This is a genomic window from Propionispora hippei DSM 15287 (genome assembly GCF_900141835.1).
Taxonomy (GTDB): Bacteria; Bacillota; Negativicutes; order Propionisporales; family Propionisporaceae; genus Propionispora; species Propionispora hippei.
This window is the reverse complement of the sequence record NZ_FQZD01000006.1, coordinates 97,984-115,012: the sequence shown is the minus strand read 5'-3', so window position 1 is coordinate 115,012 and position 17,029 is coordinate 97,984. Positions and strand designations below refer to the sequence as shown.

The following is a 17,029-nucleotide window of genomic DNA, read 5'->3' as shown; positions in this document are numbered from 1 at the left end:
TCGGCTCTCACTGGTATACATTCAGTAGCTAGTTATTTTTAAACTACTGAAATTACCTCTTCAATTTTTTATCCGTACATAAAACCATGCTTATATATAGGCCTAAAAAAGCCCGACAAACGAAACCACCAGACAAAACCCTCCACTCTGGCGATAACCAGAATAAATAGCTAACACACCCAGACAAAAATACCCTACTCAAACCGAGTAGGGTGTCAACAGAAGATGTATGTAATATTTATTCCGTAAAGCAAGCTTGGCCTATGGGCTTGCACAATCCTATCTATCGAAAGTAATATCTACAAAATCATGGGCTATTCTTCTCATGGCTTCATCGTGACGTTCATTCTCAATACGCTGACGTTCACGCCATTCCCTACGGCTCTCATGATCCCGCCGCCTCATTTCACGCTCATGACGTTCATTTTCAACTCGTTCACGTTCATGTCTTTCCCGTTCCATACGTTCATGGCGCTCTCTTTCCATATGGTCCCTATTATGTTCATCATACGACTGAACCGGTGGATAGTAGTCATGTAACGGAGAAGCTTCCATAACTGATGCTCCAAACCCTATCTGCATAATACCAACCATAGTGAAAATTACCATCTTTTTAGAGACACTAAGGGACGTTCCTTATTTGACAACTTTTTTTACTATTTACACCGCGTGATATTCATTAAATGATAAAAAAGCTCCCGTTTTTGCGAGAGCTTTTTTTTATTTCTTAGCCTTAACAACTTCTTTATTCTGCAAGGCATTTTAATACCAATTGCTATACCTTTTGCTTATCAATCAAACTTCTGCGCATTATTTCTAAATTGTATAGCTTCGGCCACATGCTGTCCGGTGATGATTTGTTCTCCTGCCAGGTCGGCGATTGTGCGGGAGACCTTGATAATCCTGTCGTAGCCCCGGCCGCTCAGGTTCATTTTAGTGAAGGCTTGTTTCAGCAGTTCCTGTGCCTCCTTCGTCAGGGGGCAGAACTTCTTTAGATATTTGTGTCCCATCTGGGCGTTACAGAATAGACCGTATTGCCCCAGCCGTTCCCGCTGCAGGTTCCGCACGGCTGCTACTCGGGCCCGGATGGCAGCCGAAGTCTCCGCCGGTACGGTTGCCGCAATCTCACTATATTCCAGCCGTGGCACATGAACATGAATGTCAATCCGGTCAAGCAAAGGGCCGGATATTTTTTTCACATACCGCCGTATATCGGCCGGCGTACAGGTGCAGGTCTGCAGACCATCACCAGCGAAGCCGCACGGGCAGGGATTCATCGCAGCGATGAGCATGAATCGGGCAGGGTAAGAGGAGGAAGCCTGCACGCGGGAAATGGTTACGTGTCCGTCTTCCAACGGCTGGCGCAGCACTTCCAGCACGCCGCGGGGAAATTCCGGCAGTTCGTCCAAAAACAGCACTCCGTGGTGGCTTAAGGTTACCTCACCTGGTTTGGGGATTCTGCCGCCGCCGATCATACCGGCATCAGATATGGTATGATGGGGACTCCTGAATGGACGTACGGAAACCAAACCGGTGTTAGCCGATAGCAAGCCGGCAATACTGTAAATCTTGGTGACTTCCAAGGCCTCCTGGTCGGACATAGCCGGCAAAATCCCAGGCACCCGCCGGGCCAGCATAGTTTTTCCTGAACCGGGCGATCCGCTAAGCAGCAGGTTATGCCCACCGGCGGCGGCGATCTCCACCGCCCGTTTGGCAACTACCTGACCCTGTACTTCGGAAAAATCATCTCCCCAAATAGGCAAACCAGCGGCTTCCGCCCGTTTTTGCTGCGGTGTTAAAGCCCGTCTTTCCTGCAAATGCCAAACCACTTCGGTCAGTTTGTCCGGCGCATACACGGTCAGGCCATCAACCAGTAAGGCCTCGCCGGCATTTTCCCTGGCGACAACCAACTGGGTGATGCCCTGCTCGGCCGCAGCCATAGCCATCGGCAATACTCCTGATACGGCACGCAGCTTGCCTTCCAGTGACAGTTCGCTCACAAACAGGCAGCGCCGGCAATTCTCTCCGATCTGGCCGCTGGCTGCCAAAATGCCAATCGCAATCGGCAAATCCAAGCCGGAACTGTCCTTTTTGATATCGGCCGGAGCCAGATTAATGGTAATCCGCTGGGCCGGAAACTCGAAACCGGAATTCTTGATGGCCGCCCTGACCCGTTCCCGTGATTCACGTACAGCCGCATCAGGCAGTCCGACAATTTCCATTCCCGGCAGCCCATTGGTAATATCCACTTCCACATGAATAGCAATGCCATCTAACCCAAACGTGGTGGCTCCGAATGTCTGCGCAAACATATTCTACCTCCATCGGCCTCATTTCCATTCCAGCAACAGCCTGGTTACGTCCGGGGCAATCGGTTCCGCACTATTGCCGCCCAAAAGCATTAACAAGGTGATTAATCCGTCCGTCAGCTTCATATACCTCAATGACATCAATTCGACAGGGCGCATCCGGCTGCTGGGTTTGAGCCAAATAACACAGCGCTGTTTGGATGATTTTTTGCTGTTTCCGATAGGTTACCGCTTCGGCCGGCAGCCCGTACCGCGTGCTGCGCCTGGTTTTTACCTCGACAAAAACCAGTACACCGTCCTTTTTAGCGATAATATCAATTTCACCCGTCCTGGCCCGGTATTTTTGCTGCAGGACAGCATAACCATGGCGGCGCAAATACTCGACTGCCGCCGCCTCTCCCTTTTCACCCAAGGCTATATGATTCATCCCAGCACCTCTGCCTTTCACTGCTGCCCTACTTAGCCATTTCTTCGGCTAAAATTCTGATCCAAACGATAAATATAGGCCAGAACCTCCGCCACCGCTTTATATAGTGCCGGCGGAATTTCCCGGTCCAGTTCCACGGCCATCAGCATATTGGATAGCGCCTTATTTTTATATAGGGGTACCGCCTGGCTTTGGGCTACGGCTATAATTTGCTCGGCCACCAAACCTTTTCCTTTGGCTACAACCCTAGGAGCACTATCTGCCTCCCGGTCATACTGAATGGCAACCGCCTGTTTGCGTTCTTCTTTCTGTTCGCTCATGCTGTCTCCCCCGGTATAATGCGTACACTAAAATCAGTCAGCGTCAGCGGCAGTTCTCCCAACGCGCTGCGCACCTGGACAACAATATCGCGAAAAGCAGTCGCCGCCTCATCGTTGGCAAATTCGGTACGCACGCTCAACAGATTGCCCTGATATAAATGAAACATGGCGTCCACCCGGCCCAGACGGTTGGTATCAAAGAAAATGCGCAACCAGGTCTCCGGTTGTGCCTCCCGTTTATAGGCACCCGTCCCCTGGCGTTCATGATAGATACGAACATAAGCCGGATAAACGGTACTGCCGTCGCCAAAATAGATGGGCATAGTAAAGGACATGGTATTGGCAGTATTTGTTTTTTCCGGCAGAGCAGCCTGTGAATCCTGCACGGTGGCTGACAGCTCCTGAATGGTACGAATGGCTTTCTGGAGAGTCTCCGTCGGCAGTTCCTTCCATTTGGAGGCCTCGGAAAATTTAAACATCAGCCATAGGTCGGGCAGTTCCGGCAGATTATGCGCCACAGCCGCCTGTCTAACGGTTTGCGGCAGAAAATCCTGCAAGTAGTTAACAGCTTTCTGCAGTTCCTGACGTTCCGTTGCCGTTACATCCAGTGTTTCCAGACGCACAGAAGGAAGTTCCTTGGGAATTTCGCCGCCGTCTAATACTCCTTTAGCCATTTTGACCACCGTAGCCGTCGTCCATGCCTCGGCTTCCTGAGTGGCAGGGAGACCGACCGGTACAGCGATAGTCGCTAGAGGCGCTCTTCCTGCCTTTTCTCCAGCCATCGGCTCCGGCAGCACGGTGCGGCCACCTCCACTTGTCCGGGAAATTTCCGCCTGCAGTCGTTTTACTGCCAGTAAAAGGGATTGAATATCTTCCCCCGCGTCCCCCGCCGGCTGGTTAAGCAGCGTCAACAATATCTGTTTACCTGCCACCTGCTCCTTAACAGGTAAATCCTGAAATTCGGCGGCCAATTGTCGAACGGCTGCCGACACCGATTCCCGGTCCTGCCCATTGTTAGCCAATACCTGCCAGGCCTTGGCCGGCCAGTCGGTCACCGGTTTGCTGGTCGGCGGTACTAAGGGACGGTTTGCCTCATCCAATGGCACCGCTGTTGTTGATTGCTTGTTGGGTTCAGCCGTTGTCGCCAACTTGGCAGCCTGTTGTGGTTCCTGTCCGCTTTCCAGTACAAGCAAAACGGGCTTTGCCGCACTCTCCGGCAGAGACTGCTGTACCGGCTGACGAAAAATCCCCGTTTCCAGCGTATTATTGGGTTCTACCGGTTGATTCTGCATAGCGGATTGAGCAGGGAAGCTATCCTTCGCTGCTGCCGGCGGTTCTGCCACCGGTGCCGTCTGAGTCGGCAGCCGCGATGGATTCTGCCGTATCATGGCAAGAACCGTCTCGGCCTTTTCCGACAGCGTATTCCATATATCCGGAGTAAGCTGTTCTTCCAGATAAAGTGTTCCCTGCAGAGTTTGCACTATATTTTGTAGTTGTTCGGCCAGATTTTTTGGTAGTTGTACCAGGGTAGACATTCCCCGGGAAATAGCGCCGGTATCGGGCGTTGCCTGCTGCAAAATTTGCCGCACCTCCTGCTGCAAACTGTCAGGCAGCGAAGCCAGCAGCAACTGACTGTTTTCAACCGTTCCGCCCAAATTACTTAGCAGCGTTTCCAATGCTTCATGGATCAAAAGCTGAATCTGCAGTCCCGGTGTATTGGTTTCGGCCTGAGCTTGAGGCTGAGCCGTCGCAGACACGTTAGCCTGTCCTTCCAGCTCAGCCGGTGCCGGAAGCTGTCCCGGTAAAAGATTACTAACTCGCATCCTGTCTGCCTCCCCATGATTTAATCGGTTCAAAGCTGGTCCGGTGAATCGGGCAAGGTCCATATTCTGCCAATGCTTTTAAATGTTCTCTGGTCCCATAACCCTTATGATTTTGAAAACCGTATTGCGGATAAAGCAGCGCCAATTCTTCCATCAGCCTGTCCCGTTCTACCTTGGCCAGAATAGAGGCTGCCGCAATGGATGCACTCAGTCCGTCTCCGCCAATCAATGAATTGGCCGGAATCGGCAGTTCCGGCAATGGCACGGCATCAATCAAAGCGGCCTGCGGTTTCAGTCCAATGGTCTTAATCGCCTGATACATGGCCTGCACAGTAGCCTGATAAATATTCAACCGGTCAATGTCCGCCACTTCGACAATGACCGTCTTGGTAGACAACGCTTTCTTCTTAATCTCATCATATAATACGGCCCTTTGCGCCGCCGATAGTTTTTTCGAATCGTTCAACGAAGGAAGTTTACAGCCAAACGGCAGAATTGCCGCACCGACCACCAACGGACCGGCCAGCGGCCCCCGCCCTGCTTCATCGACACCGACAATGCATTCATAGCCTTGACGGCGAAATTCCTGTTCCGGCAGAAAAAGCTGCTGCAGGCGGGCCGCTTCCCTGGTCAGGCTTGCTTTTCTTTTTTGCCATTTCTCCAATAATCGTATGACCGAAACACGCCGGTCCGTATGTAGCTCCGCCAGGATAGTCTCCGGCAGTTCCGCCTGATTCAGCAATTCCGTGATTTCCGCAACCGTCATGTTAGCCGTACGCAAAAAAATCCCACCAGTCCTGGGCGTGTGGCACGAGTATTCATTGTCCACACACCTTAAAATATTTTTCCGTTTTTGCTATATTCTTGCTGTTAAAGACAAATTCCTTTCTCCGCCAGAAAACAGCCCCTTCCTTGCCCAACAAAAAAGGTCACAGCCATTGACCGGCTGTGACCTATAGCACTTACTCTATTTCCTTATACTCGGCGATAATACGGCTTACAATACCGTAGGCTTTTGCCTCTGCCGCATCCAGCCAATAATTGCGCTGCGTATCCTGCTCCACCTTGGCCAGCGGCTGTCCGGTACCTTCGCTAATCAAACGGTTGATGCGGCGGCGCATCTTGATAATTTCATCGGCTTCTATTTTGATATCGGTCGCCTGGCCGCGTACCCCGCCGAGCGGCTGGTGAATCATATAGCGGGTATTGGGCAGCGAGTAGCGGTCCTCTTTCGCCGCCGCCAGATAAATGGTAATGCCGGCGCTGGCTACCCAGCCGGTACCGATGACAATGACTCTCGGCGTCACAAAGCGAATCATATCATGGATGGTATCACCGGCCTCCACATGACCGCCCTGGCTGTTAATAAATAATTTAATCGGCTCATCACTCATTTCCTGCAAAATGAGGAGCTGGGCAGTTACTTTCTCCGCCACAGCCTGCGTGATCTCATCGGCAATAATGATCGACCGGGTTTTTAACAGTTTCTCCTGCCATTTCTCTTGTTTCTCTTCTTGTTCCATTTTATTTCCTCCTTGTCCGTCGAACAATATCAACTGAATCAAACTAATCAATTGTTCACAGAGCATCTATTCTCTTTAACTTATATTCCACCGACCAGGAAAAATCCTGCAGGCGCTGCCAAAAAATAAAGAAGGCTGCCCTTTAACGAGCAAGCCTCCCCACCCCTCATCTATTCCCGGTCCGGCAATTGGCGGTCCAGCGTAAACTGCCCCAGCTTGCCGCCGCGAAATTCGTTCAGAATGATTTTGCGGGCCTTGTCGCAATCGACCACGCCGCCGCTGCGCAAACAACCCCGCTTGCTGCCGATCAAACGCAGCAATTCCTCGCTGTCTTCCGGCAAAGGCAGCGTCAACTTATATCTCTCGCTCAGCCGTTCGCTGTAGTCCTCCCGCAGCATGGTTAAGAATTTGGCCATTACCTGCTCCAAATCATATACTTCGTCGTTAATAGCCCCGGTAATGGCTAGCCGCAGGGCCACTGACGGGTCCTCTATCTTCGGCCAAAGTACGCCGGGAGTATCCAAAAGCTCCAGGTTATTGGAGACTTTAATCCATTGTTTACCCCTGGTTACGCCCGGCTTATCGGCTGTACGCACAGTGGCCGATCCCAGCAGGCGATTGATCAGGGAGGATTTTCCCACGTTGGGGATGCCCAGAATCATCGCTCTTACAGCCCGTGGCCGCACTCCTTTGTCAACAAGTTTGGCAATGGCCGCGCTGGCGCCCTGCTCCACCTTACTGATCAGGGACTTGGTTCCTTTACCTGTCATGGAATCAATGGCAACTGCCTGCAGGCCTTGACTGCGGAATGTTTCTATCCAGCGTTCGGTCCAGGCCGTTTCAGCCAGGTCAGCCTTGTTTAGCGCAACGACGCGCGGCTTGTTCTCAATGATATCGGCAATCACTGGATTGGCACTGCTCAGTGGTATGCGGGCATCTACCAGTTCAATGACGACATCGACCAGCTTTACGTGTTCACGCATCATACGCTGAGCTTTGGCCATATGCCCGGGAAACCAGTTTATACGCATGTTATCCTTGCTATTTTCCATATACATCACTCACAATATGCAGATTCATTCACCGGCTCCCTCTTGGGCCGGCTCCGTATACAAAAAGCCGTTTCAACCCCGTCCGTCTGACGCGCTGACAGATGGTGATGGTACAACCATTTGCAGCGGCAGTACGGTACTAGTTTTAAACGGCTTACGCTTTTTCATACGGCTTACAGTCAGGCGCTTGACTAAGGAAGAGTTTTTAGCTGATCAAAGGGCCAAAATACCAGTACGGCCTTGCCCTTAATCAAGTTAAGCGGCACAAAGCCAACATCGTTAAACCGGCTGTCCTCGGAATTATTCCGGTTGTCGCCCATAACAAAGATGGTTCCGCTAGGCACGGTAGCCAACGGATAGGAGCCTTTAGTCTTTTCCAAAATATACGGCTCATTTAATAATTGTCCGTTGCGGAACACACGGCCTTCCTTGATTTCAATTGTATCACCGGCCACAGCAATGACCCGTTTGATAAAATCACGGCTGGGATCCTGCGGATAGCGGAAGACCAGAACATCATCATATTCAGGCATTTTAAAACGGTAAATGAATTTATTGACCACCAGGCGTTCCCCGTTCATTAACGTGGGTCGCATCGAAGGCCCTTCCACCATATACAGCTCTACAATAAAATACCGGATAAAAAATGCCAGCACAACGGCAATGACGATGGAAATAACCCAGTCCTTTATTTCGTTTTTTAGATTTGCATTACTCAAGGTGAATTCCTCCTACCGGATAACACTTCTCTATGTAAAGGGGATACTCTGCGTCACTTAAAGCATCGGATAAGCTTAAGAATTTTTTGTCCTGCAAAACGAAGTAGCCTCGCAAACATACGCAAACACCGCAGGCCGAAAAAGGGAACTATCTATTTTAGGCGACGCAAGGTACTAACTCCACCTTAGTGTTCGATATAAAGCCGGTCTCTATACAGCCCGAAAAGCAAGAAAAGACCCGGCTTGTGCCAAGTCTGTGTGACACCGGCGGAAGCCTTAGTCTTTCCACTGATGACCGAAAAAATACATTTCCGGCCATGCGAGAAAAGGGACTGCTGCCAGTCCCCTGTTTACTACCGTCTTTCTCTAATACGTGCGGCTTTACCGGTAAGGTTGCGCAGGTAATACAATTTAGCACGGCGCACAATACCTCTGCGGACGACTTCGATTTTTTCCAAACGGGGAGAATGTACCGGGAAAGTACGTTCTACGCCAACACCGTAAGAAATACGTCTTACCGTGAAAGTTTCACGTACGCCGCCACCCTGACGGGTGATAACAACACCTTCAAAAACCTGGATACGTTCACGGTTGCCTTCCACTACCTTTACGTGGGCGCGGACGGTGTCTCCCGGTCTGAACGTAGGAATGTCCTTACGAAGTTGCTCTTGTTCCAATGCCTGAATAATATTCACTTATAGTGCCTCCTTATACTAGACGTTCTTACCCGCCCAATAAGCGACAGAGGACCGTCCGTTTTACACGACGATAATTTTATCATATATTGCCTGGATATTCAAGTATTAATTACGACCACCAGGCCTCGCCCAGCAACCGGTCAAGGATAATAGCCACAGCCGCCCGCACTGGCAGATGATTGTAATCGCAGGGACCGTAAATAGGCTCCAGAATGTAATCAAACTGCTCCATTACCGATTTTTCAATGCCCCAGCCTGTCCCGAACAATAAGAGACAAGGTTGTTCCTCCTCCTGCAGCAGCGCCCGGAGCTTTCGATACGACACCATATTGGAAAATTGGCGCGCATCGGTAGTTACAATGACCGGCGCTTTGCCTTCCGCAGCCGTAATCTGCTCAACGGCTGCCCGGATATCCGGCACAATGTCCAAAATACTGAAGGCTTCCCGTCGGTCGGGATTATACTCGCCGCCATAGCCGTTCTGCCAGTATTCTACGATATCCCTGGCCATTTTGACCTGGCTTTCCACCGGGTGAATGATGAAATAACGGGCAATATGATAGGTACGTGATGTCCGGGCAATATCGTGGACATCAAAATTGGTGATGGCCGTTGTCACCACATCATTATTTTTATTATAAATAGGATAATGAACCAGTCCTAAGTAAACCCTTGACATTAGTGCACTAGCCTCCAGACCGTTCTTTCTTGATTTCCTCCAGCAAGACGGCATCCTCCGCGTTCAACGGAAAATCCACCAACAGATCGGGGCGCCGTTCCAGCGTGTTTTTCAACGATTGTTTCCGCCGCCATCTGGCTATTTTGGCATGGTCACCGGAAATCAGCACGTCAGGCACCGACCAGCCGCGAAAGTCACGGGGCCGGGTATACTGGGGATATTCGAGCAGCCCGCTGTAAAAGGAATCCTGTTCCGCCCCGTCGCTGGCCCCCAATACACCGGGCAGCATACGGGCTACGGCATCCACGACGACCATGGCCGGCAATTCACCGCCGGTCAGTACATAATCACCGATGGATACGGCTTCGTCGGCCAGATGCTGACGCACCCGGTCATCCAGGCCCTCATAATGGCCGCAGATAAAGACAAGCTGCTCATATCCGGCCAGTTCCCTGGCCTTTTGCTGGGTGAAGGGCTGCCCGCCGGGGCACATTAAAATAACCCGGCACTTATCCGGTTCCCGCTCGGCCGTAATGCTCTCAACCGCCAGAAAAACCGGATCGGGCTTCATCACCATGCCGGCACCGCCGCCAAAGGGATAATCATCAACAATATGATGTTTATCAAAAGCGAAATCACGGGGATTGGTCACCTGCACCGACAGCAGCCCGGCTTCCCGGGCTCGCTTGATGATGCTGTGCCCGAGAGGTCCGGCAAACATGTCGGGAAACAAGGAAATGATATCAATACGCATCATGCTTCCGTTTCCCACTCCTGAAGTTTCACCTTCATTTTTCCGGCCGGCAGGTCAATATCCAGCACTACCTTTTTCAATGCCGGAATCAGCACCGGCCGCTGCCCTTCCTGCTCCGCGATATACACATCATTGCTGCCTGTGGTAATAATGTCCTTTACCCGTCCCAGAAATTCCCCGTCTTCCGTGAAGACCTCCAGACCGATGATTTGAAAATGATAATAATGCCCCGCCGGCAACGGTACCAATTCATCAGGTCTAACCTGAATCACCTTGTTGCGGAGTGGCTCGGCAGCATTCTTGCTGTCAATACCTTTTAAGGTAAGCAGTACAAAATGCTTATGGTATTTGACCCCAAGCACCGGCCATACACTGCCGTCATCCAGCCGGATGGTCTTCATCTGTTCAAACCGCTCTGGAAAGTCGGTGTCCGGTATGACACGCACTTCACCCCGCACACCATGCGGGGCAGTAATCTTTCCTATGGAAATCAACTTTTCTGCCATGCTTTTTCTTCCTACCTGCGGAAGGCGATAACGATCCCGTCTTCAATCAGGATTTCCTCACCAAGTATTTTATGCAAGTCATCACCGATGCCAACTGACACGGTTCTCTCCAACGTCCCTTGGGCAATTTCCGCCCCCAGTTCCAATTGGGCCGTTTCCTTTAGCTTTTCCATCATATGGTTTTTAAATTCAAGACGCTTTTGCCGTTCCGCATCAATCTGCTGACGAATGGCGGTCAATCCCTGCATATCCTGCTTAGCCTGATCGGCCAGCGCCCGCTTGGCATGAAACTCCAGTTGTTGCAATTCCATGTCCACTTTTTTAATATTTTCCTGAATTTCTGCTGCCAAACGCTGTTTGAGAGTTTCCGTTACTTTGGCTTTGATCGTGACAGGGCATTTCAAGCTCATATTTTCCATTCCGTTAATCCACCTTTCTTTAGCCCTGTTCTAAAACAATCCACAACCAGTCTCAGAACAGGCCTCTCTTTTATTGCAAAAGGCCCATCTGCCAAAGCATTTGACAGTTGAACCTTTCACAACAAAACTCCTGATTATTTATTTTCTAAATAATTTCCACTGTTACTTTTTTATTTTCGCGAGTGGCAGCAGCTTTTACTACGGTGCGTAGTGCTTTAGCTATGCGACCCTGTTTACCAATGACTTTACCCATGTCTTCCGGAGCTACCCTGAGTTCATAAACAGTGCCGGTCGCTTCAGCCAACTCCGTCACAGCAACCTGTTCCGGATTTTTCACTAAAGCTTTGGCGATAACTTCAACGAGATCCTTCATAGTTATCAAGCCTCTTTCTTAGCACGCTTTATTTCATCCCATTTTTTCATGATGCCAACCGCTTTGAACAAGCTTTTTACCGTGTCGGTAGGTTGAGCACCCTGTTGCAGCCAGCTAATTGCTTTTTCCTCATCCACTTTAATGACTGCCGGTTCAACCGTAGAGTCATAATGTCCCAGAGTTTCAATAAACCGGCCATCACGCGGCGAGCGAGAGTCAGCCACAACAACGCGATAGAACGGGTTCTTTTTAGCACCCATACGTTTCAAACGAATTTTAACCGCCATTTCCATTCACCTCCTTTATAGAGTATCCGAAGCTTGGATACTCACTGTATACATATATTAGCGCATAAAGGGAAGCTTAAAGCCCAGTCCCTTTTTTGCACCCTTTTGCATTTCCTGAAACCGTTTCATCATCTTCCTCGCCTCGGTAAACTGTTTTAGCAGCCGGTTTACATCCTGTACCCGCGTCCCGCTGCCCAGGGCAATGCGCTTGCGGCGGCTGCCGTTGATGATGTCCGGCGAACGTCGTTCCTTTTTGGTCATCGAGCGGATAATCGCCTCTACATGGACCAGTTCTTTTTCGTCAAACTCAATATCCTGCAGCTTTTTCAAATTCCCCATACCGGGCAGCATGCTCAGTATCTGCTCAAAGGAGCCGAGCTTGCGCACCTGCTGCAGCTGCTCGAGAAAATCGTCCAGCGTGAATTCTTCCTTGCGCAGCTTCTTTTCCATTGCCTGAGCCTGCTCCAGATCAATGGCGCTCTGCGCTTTTTCGATCAGGCTCAACACATCGCCCATGCCGAGAATCCGGGACGCCATCCGGTCAGGATGGAAAGTTTCCAAGGCATCCAGCTTTTCGCCCATGCCGGCAAACTTAATCGGCCGTCCGGTCACCGCCCGGACTGATAAAGCTGCCCCGCCGCGGGCATCGCCGTCAAGCTTGGTCAGAATCACACCGTCAACGCCCAGTTCATTGTTGAAGGACTCGGCCACCGTAACGGCATCCTGACCGGTCATGGCATCAACCACCAGCAGGATTTCATGGGGTTTGACCTCGCGCTTGATATCTTTCAGTTCTTGCATCAGTTCTTCGTTAATATGCAACCGGCCGGCCGTATCAATGAGCACCATGTCCCGAGTATGGGCCAAGGCGTACTCCAGTGCCTGTTTAGCGATGTCCACGGGTTTCGTGCCCGGTTCAGCGGCATACACCGGAACATCAAGCTGTTCACCCAGCACCTGCAATTGCTTGATGGCTGCCGGACGGTAAATATCCGCCGCAACCAACAATGGGCGCTTGCTTTGCTTCTTGACCAGCAAATTAGCCAGTTTGGCAACCGTCGTCGTTTTACCGGCCCCCTGCAAGCCCACCATCATCACAATGGTCGGCGGCCGGGAGGCGATGGCGATACGGCTTTGTGTCCCGCCCATCAGCTCGGTCAGTTCATCGTTGACAATCTTTATGACATGCTGCACCGGTGTAAGGCTGCCCATGACTTCCTGGCCAATAGCCCGCTCTTTGATTTTGGCAATAAACTCTTTCACTACCTTAAAGTTTACGTCCGCTTCCAGGAGCGCCATCCGGACCTCGCGCATGGCTTCGTTCACATCCGCCTCGGTCAGTTTGCCCCGGCCGCGCAGTTTTTTAAATGTTTGCTGTAGTTTATCGGCTAAGCCTTCAAAAACCATGCTATGCCTCCTTACCGTAATCCAATAAAAGTTCCAATATATGTAGCGACCGATTTACCGGCTCCAACTGCTTCACTTCATCCGACAGACTGCTGATCAGGCCGTACACCTGACTGATTGTCTGCTGCTCGTGCTGAAACCGCTCAAACAGCTTAAGTTTAGTCTCATATTCGTCCAGAAGCTGCTCAGCCCGTCGCAAAATATCATGTACCGCCTGCCGGGTCACGCCAAGCTGCTCAGCCATCTCCGCCAGCGACAAATCGCTGAGGTAATGCATTTCCAGACACTGTCGCTGCTTTTCGGTCAGCAACGCGCCATAAAAATCATATAAAAATCCCATGCGCAGCACTTTATCCAGCATACTGAAACGATCCCTTCATGCTTTAGGAAGAACGGCTTTTCACTTTTCTAAGTATACAGACTGGCAACGGCATTGTCAAGTATTTTACCTTGTCACTTCTTTAGTATATTTTTGACAAGATACGATAATATGTACATCCGTTACCGGTTACGAAAAAGAAACAGCAGGAAATAGCTCGACATAGGTTGAGAAAAGGCTTAAAAGCATGGTATTATATGTTCATGAGTTTGTGGAGGTATAACGAATGTCCAGCAATTTATACAAGCCTGAGGAAGTAGCAAAAATACTTAATATTTCGAGATTTACCGTGTATAGTCTGATTAAGCGCGGCGAATTGCCGGCCTACCGCATTGGACGCAGCATGCGTATCGAAAGCGCCGATCTTGAAAACTATAAACGAAAATCGCGCAGCAACGAGTTATTTACCGGCCATGAGGGCTTACCTGCCGATCATTCTGCCCCAGCCCACTATCCGGGCCTTATTATTTGTGGACAAGATGTTATCCTCGATGTACTATCGGGCCATCTTGAAAAACAAATTCCCGGCGTGCAGTTTTTGCGGCGCTATGTAGGCAGTATCAGCGGTTTAATTTCGCTTTACAACCGCACCGCTAATATTGCCACAACTCATCTTTGGGACGGCGACAGCGATGAATATAACGTGCCTTTTGTACGCCGCTACTTACCGGGACAAAAAGCCTGTGTTGTCAATTTGGTCTCCCGCGTCGAAGGCTTTTATATCGCTCCCGGCAATCCTAAAAACATCAAAGACTGGCATGATTTGACTCGGCCCGATATTCGTTTCGTCAATCGCAACCTTGGTGCCGGTGCCAGAGTGCTTTTAGATGAAAAACTTCGTAAGCTTAATATAGATTCCCGCAACATCCAGGGATATTCCCGTGAGGAATTAAGCCATCTGGCAGTTGCCAGTTGTGTCGCCAGAGGCGAAGCCGACGTCGGCCTCGGAACGGAAAAGGCGGCTATGCAGGTCCGTAACATTGAGTTTATCCCACTGCAAAAAGAACGGTATGATCTCGTTATTTTACCGCAGGACATCAATCCCCAGCATTTTGAAACCTTGCTTTCCATCTTACGGTCCGATGAATTCCGTAAAGAAGTCATGGGCATGAGTGGCTATGATATTTCTCAGATGGGTGAAATCATCGCCGAACTGTAACCGCGGCCAAAGCAATACAGCCCCAAGCAAACGATGGTATGACCACGTTGCTTGGGGCTTTTTCTATTGGTTGAATGATAATCATTTCACCAAATCGCGCTGTCACCTGTTTCGCCGGTCCGTACCCGGATAGCATCGTTCAGCGGCAGGACAAAAATTTTGCCGTCACCGACCTGATTATCCGTCCGGTTTACCGCCATAATCGCCTGCACAATCCGGGGAACATCCTCGTCGTGGGCAATGACGTTAAATAATCGCCGCGGAAACAGCCGGACTCCATTCAGGAAGGTATCAATCAACAGTTCCGCTTCTTGTTTATCCTTGCTCTTGTTAAGGGCCAGCAATTCCTGTTTGCGGGCTTCGATTACCGCAGGGTCCTTGACCAGCTTGCCCCTGCCTAGCACCTTAGAGGCGGTAAAACCGGCCACACCGGCTTCAACCAGGGCCCGTTTGGTAGCACTGACCTTGCCCATCCTTACCACCGCAATAATTTCTTTCATAATGCCGCCCCCTATAGTCCGGTTTTGCCGCTGGAAATAGTATACACCTCTTCCACCGGTGAGACAAAAATCTTTCCGTCACCAAACAATCCCTGATCCCCCGATTTAGCTGTCTGTAGAATGATATTCGCAATTGCCTCCTGGTCTGCGGCGCGGACTACCATAATAATCATCGTCTTGGGAATTTCATCATAAACCACGCCGGCCAGCTTAATACCTTTCTGCTTCCCCCTGCCGACCACATCCAGTACGGTAGCGGCATTAAAGCCCCCGGCAGCCAGTTCGTTCAGAACTTCATCTCTTTTTTCAGGTCTGATAATCGCTCTGATCATAATCATGCTATGCTCATCCTCCTGCTTTTTTATTGTGTTATCCTAGGCAATTCCGGGCGCCCGGGCAGCTTCCAGTACCTGAAAGGCATGCAGCAAGCCTTCTTCCACACCGGCACAGGATTCTATCACGGCAATGCCCCGTTCCTGCAGACGTTTTTGAGCCTCATAGCCAATACGCATGGTCAGTACGGCATGGCAATCGGCAAAGCTTTGCACTACAACAGCCTTCACCGCTTCACTTTCCTCACAGGTGGCCTTCCCGGAACAATACTTTGCGACATTTCTCGTTTCCAGGAAGGTACTACGGCTGCCGTCAGTCTCATAAATATGAAAAGCTTCGGCATAGCCGTAATGCAAATCAATCATCCTCCTGTTCCGGGACGTAACGGCCACCTTATAAAGTCCGTGCTTAGACTGACAGTTGCCGGGCAATTCCTTTTTCGCATCCCGGAATTTATAGGACTGGTCCTCATTCAAAAGGCCAATGGCATCGGCCCGGCATTGCTGACAGTGCCGCATTTGCGGCAATTCACTCTGACACAGATCCCGCAAAGCTTCCACTTCTTTGCGGCTGGTCTGGGGAAAATGTCTAAACACGCTGCCCGGCGCCGGAATAAGCGGCATGATATTGGACAACGCCGCGCCCCGCTCCTTTACTGCTTTCACGACCTCAGGAATGTGACTGCCGTTAATTGCCTTGATCATCACAGTATTGACCTTGACCAAAACACCATTGGCGGCTAACTGTTCAATGCCGGTCAGTTGGTTGTTGATCAGAATGTTCGCCGCACTTTCCCCCACGTAATAGTTCCCCTGATAATGGACGTGGTGATAGATGCTCGCGCCAATAGCCGGCTCCAGACAGTTTACCGTGACCGTTACGTGCCGGATACCCAGCTCCATAATCTCTGCGGCATAGCGCGGCAGCATCAGTCCATTGGTCGACAGACAAAAGATAGTATCCGGTGCGGCAGCCTTAATCAGTTCAATGCTTTTCCGGACTGCTCTCCAGTTAGCCAGCGCGTCACCCGGTCCGGCAATACCGACTACGCTGAGCTGCGGTAATTCAGCCTTTACCCTGGTGAACTTGGCCAGCGCTTCTTCCGGTGTCAGTACAGCGCTGGTTACGCCGGGCCGGCTTTCATTCACACAGTCGTATTTGCGGTTGCAATAGTTGCAGCTGATATTACATACCGGCGCCACCGGCAGATGCATTCGGGCAAACTTTTGGTGCGCTTCGAACGAATAGCAGGGATGTTTAGCCGTCTTGGCTGCCAGTTCCACCGCTTCACCGGACAGCCCGGTCATCGGACATGGCTGCTCCATATGCTCCCCTCCATTTCCATAATACCTGGCTGACTGC

The 17,029-nt window shown here is 50.7% G+C and carries 22 protein-coding genes; 1 reads left to right on the top strand and 21 read right to left on the bottom strand.

What is annotated here, in order from left to right:
• Positions 1-279: 279 nt before the first annotated feature.
• The 18 genes from F3H20_RS03860 to ylxM all read right to left on the bottom strand — a co-directional run bounded on the left by F3H20_RS03860 (position 280) and on the right by ylxM (position 13,657).
• Positions 280-609: a hypothetical protein gene (locus F3H20_RS03860; RefSeq protein WP_149733645.1), complete on the bottom strand. Its 330-nt coding sequence runs from the start codon at positions 607-609 to the stop codon at positions 280-282.
• Positions 610-791: 182 nt separating this feature from the next.
• A complete protein-coding gene (locus F3H20_RS03855) occupies positions 792-2,312 on the bottom strand; it encodes a YifB family Mg chelatase-like AAA ATPase (protein ID WP_149733644.1) in 1,521 nt (506 codons plus the stop codon).
• 70 nt (positions 2,313-2,382) lie between these two features.
• Positions 2,383-2,736, bottom strand: coding sequence for a YraN family protein (locus F3H20_RS03850; RefSeq protein WP_149733643.1), 354 nt, complete (start codon positions 2,734-2,736; stop codon positions 2,383-2,385).
• A gap of 32 nt (positions 2,737-2,768) precedes the next feature.
• Positions 2,769-3,056 (bottom strand): EscU/YscU/HrcU family type III secretion system export apparatus switch protein, encoded by a 288-nt coding sequence (locus tag F3H20_RS03845; RefSeq protein ID WP_149733642.1) that lies wholly within the window; start codon positions 3,054-3,056, stop codon positions 2,769-2,771.
• On the bottom strand, positions 3,053-4,879 hold the full coding sequence (locus F3H20_RS03840) for a hypothetical protein (protein WP_149733641.1): 1,827 nt from the start codon (positions 4,877-4,879) through the stop codon (positions 3,053-3,055). The genes F3H20_RS03845 and F3H20_RS03840 overlap by 4 nt, the downstream gene beginning before the upstream one ends.
• Positions 4,869-5,660, bottom strand: coding sequence for a ribonuclease HII (locus tag F3H20_RS03835; protein WP_223191594.1), 792 nt, complete (start codon positions 5,658-5,660; stop codon positions 4,869-4,871). Before F3H20_RS03835 ends, F3H20_RS03840 begins: the two co-directional genes overlap by 11 nt.
• 181 nt (positions 5,661-5,841) lie before the next feature.
• Positions 5,842-6,402, bottom strand: coding sequence for an ATP-dependent Clp protease proteolytic subunit (locus F3H20_RS03830; RefSeq protein WP_149733640.1), 561 nt, complete (start codon positions 6,400-6,402; stop codon positions 5,842-5,844).
• Between the two features lie 170 nt (positions 6,403-6,572).
• Positions 6,573-7,460, bottom strand: a complete 888-nt coding sequence (gene ylqF / locus F3H20_RS03825) for a ribosome biogenesis GTPase YlqF (protein WP_394349556.1) — start codon at positions 7,458-7,460, stop codon at positions 6,573-6,575.
• Positions 7,461-7,645: 185 nt separating this feature from the next.
• Positions 7,646-8,173 (bottom strand): signal peptidase I, encoded by a 528-nt coding sequence (gene lepB, locus F3H20_RS03820; RefSeq protein WP_091743993.1) that lies wholly within the window; start codon positions 8,171-8,173, stop codon positions 7,646-7,648.
• A gap of 353 nt (positions 8,174-8,526) precedes the next feature.
• Positions 8,527-8,868 carry a 50S ribosomal protein L19 gene (gene rplS / locus F3H20_RS03815; protein WP_091743994.1) on the bottom strand — a complete coding sequence of 114 codons (342 nt, stop codon included), beginning with the start codon at positions 8,866-8,868 and terminating at the stop codon, positions 8,527-8,529.
• Between the two features lie 112 nt (positions 8,869-8,980).
• Positions 8,981-9,550 (bottom strand): RNA methyltransferase, encoded by a 570-nt coding sequence (locus tag F3H20_RS03810; protein ID WP_149733639.1) that lies wholly within the window; start codon positions 9,548-9,550, stop codon positions 8,981-8,983.
• Between the two features lie 7 nt (positions 9,551-9,557).
• Positions 9,558-10,304 carry a tRNA (guanosine(37)-N1)-methyltransferase TrmD gene (trmD, locus tag F3H20_RS03805; protein WP_149733762.1) on the bottom strand — a complete coding sequence of 249 codons (747 nt, stop codon included), beginning with the start codon at positions 10,302-10,304 and terminating at the stop codon, positions 9,558-9,560.
• Entirely contained in the window at positions 10,304-10,810 is a 507-nt protein-coding gene (gene rimM, locus F3H20_RS03800; RefSeq protein ID WP_149733638.1) for a ribosome maturation factor RimM, read from the bottom strand. The genes trmD and rimM overlap by 1 nt, the downstream gene beginning before the upstream one ends.
• Before the next feature lie 11 nt (positions 10,811-10,821).
• Positions 10,822-11,229 (bottom strand): YlqD family protein, encoded by a 408-nt coding sequence (locus tag F3H20_RS03795; protein WP_149733637.1) that lies wholly within the window; start codon positions 11,227-11,229, stop codon positions 10,822-10,824.
• 145 nt (positions 11,230-11,374) lie between these two features.
• Positions 11,375-11,602, bottom strand: coding sequence for a KH domain-containing protein (locus F3H20_RS03790; protein ID WP_091743998.1), 228 nt, complete (start codon positions 11,600-11,602; stop codon positions 11,375-11,377).
• A gap of 5 nt (positions 11,603-11,607) precedes the next feature.
• On the bottom strand, positions 11,608-11,889 hold the full coding sequence (gene rpsP / locus F3H20_RS03785) for a 30S ribosomal protein S16 (protein WP_091743999.1): 282 nt from the start codon (positions 11,887-11,889) through the stop codon (positions 11,608-11,610).
• Positions 11,890-11,946: 57 nt separating this feature from the next.
• On the bottom strand, positions 11,947-13,296 hold the full coding sequence (ffh, locus tag F3H20_RS03780; RefSeq protein ID WP_149733636.1) for a signal recognition particle protein: 1,350 nt from the start codon (positions 13,294-13,296) through the stop codon (positions 11,947-11,949).
• A 1-nt stretch (position 13,297) separates the two neighbouring features.
• Positions 13,298-13,657: a YlxM family DNA-binding protein gene (gene ylxM / locus F3H20_RS03775; RefSeq protein WP_223191592.1), complete on the bottom strand. Its 360-nt coding sequence runs from the start codon at positions 13,655-13,657 to the stop codon at positions 13,298-13,300.
• 244 nt (positions 13,658-13,901) lie between these two features.
• Here ylxM and F3H20_RS03770 point away from each other — a divergent pair, with 244 nt between their 5' ends.
• Positions 13,902-14,834 carry a substrate-binding domain-containing protein gene (locus tag F3H20_RS03770; protein ID WP_149733635.1) on the top strand — a complete coding sequence of 311 codons (933 nt, stop codon included), beginning with the start codon at positions 13,902-13,904 and terminating at the stop codon, positions 14,832-14,834.
• 86 nt (positions 14,835-14,920) lie between these two features.
• Here F3H20_RS03770 and F3H20_RS03765 read toward each other — a convergent pair whose 3' ends face one another.
• From F3H20_RS03765 to nifB, 3 genes are read right to left on the bottom strand one after another with little or no spacing between them, the layout of a single operon-like run.
• On the bottom strand, positions 14,921-15,334 hold the full coding sequence (locus F3H20_RS03765) for a P-II family nitrogen regulator (protein WP_149733634.1): 414 nt from the start codon (positions 15,332-15,334) through the stop codon (positions 14,921-14,923).
• An 11-nt stretch (positions 15,335-15,345) separates the two neighbouring features.
• Positions 15,346-15,672 (bottom strand): P-II family nitrogen regulator, encoded by a 327-nt coding sequence (locus tag F3H20_RS03760; protein WP_149733633.1) that lies wholly within the window; start codon positions 15,670-15,672, stop codon positions 15,346-15,348.
• Between the two features lie 36 nt (positions 15,673-15,708).
• A complete protein-coding gene (gene nifB / locus F3H20_RS03755) occupies positions 15,709-16,992 on the bottom strand; it encodes a nitrogenase cofactor biosynthesis protein NifB (RefSeq protein WP_149733632.1) in 1,284 nt (427 codons plus the stop codon).
• Between the last annotated feature and the right edge of the window lie 37 nt (positions 16,993-17,029).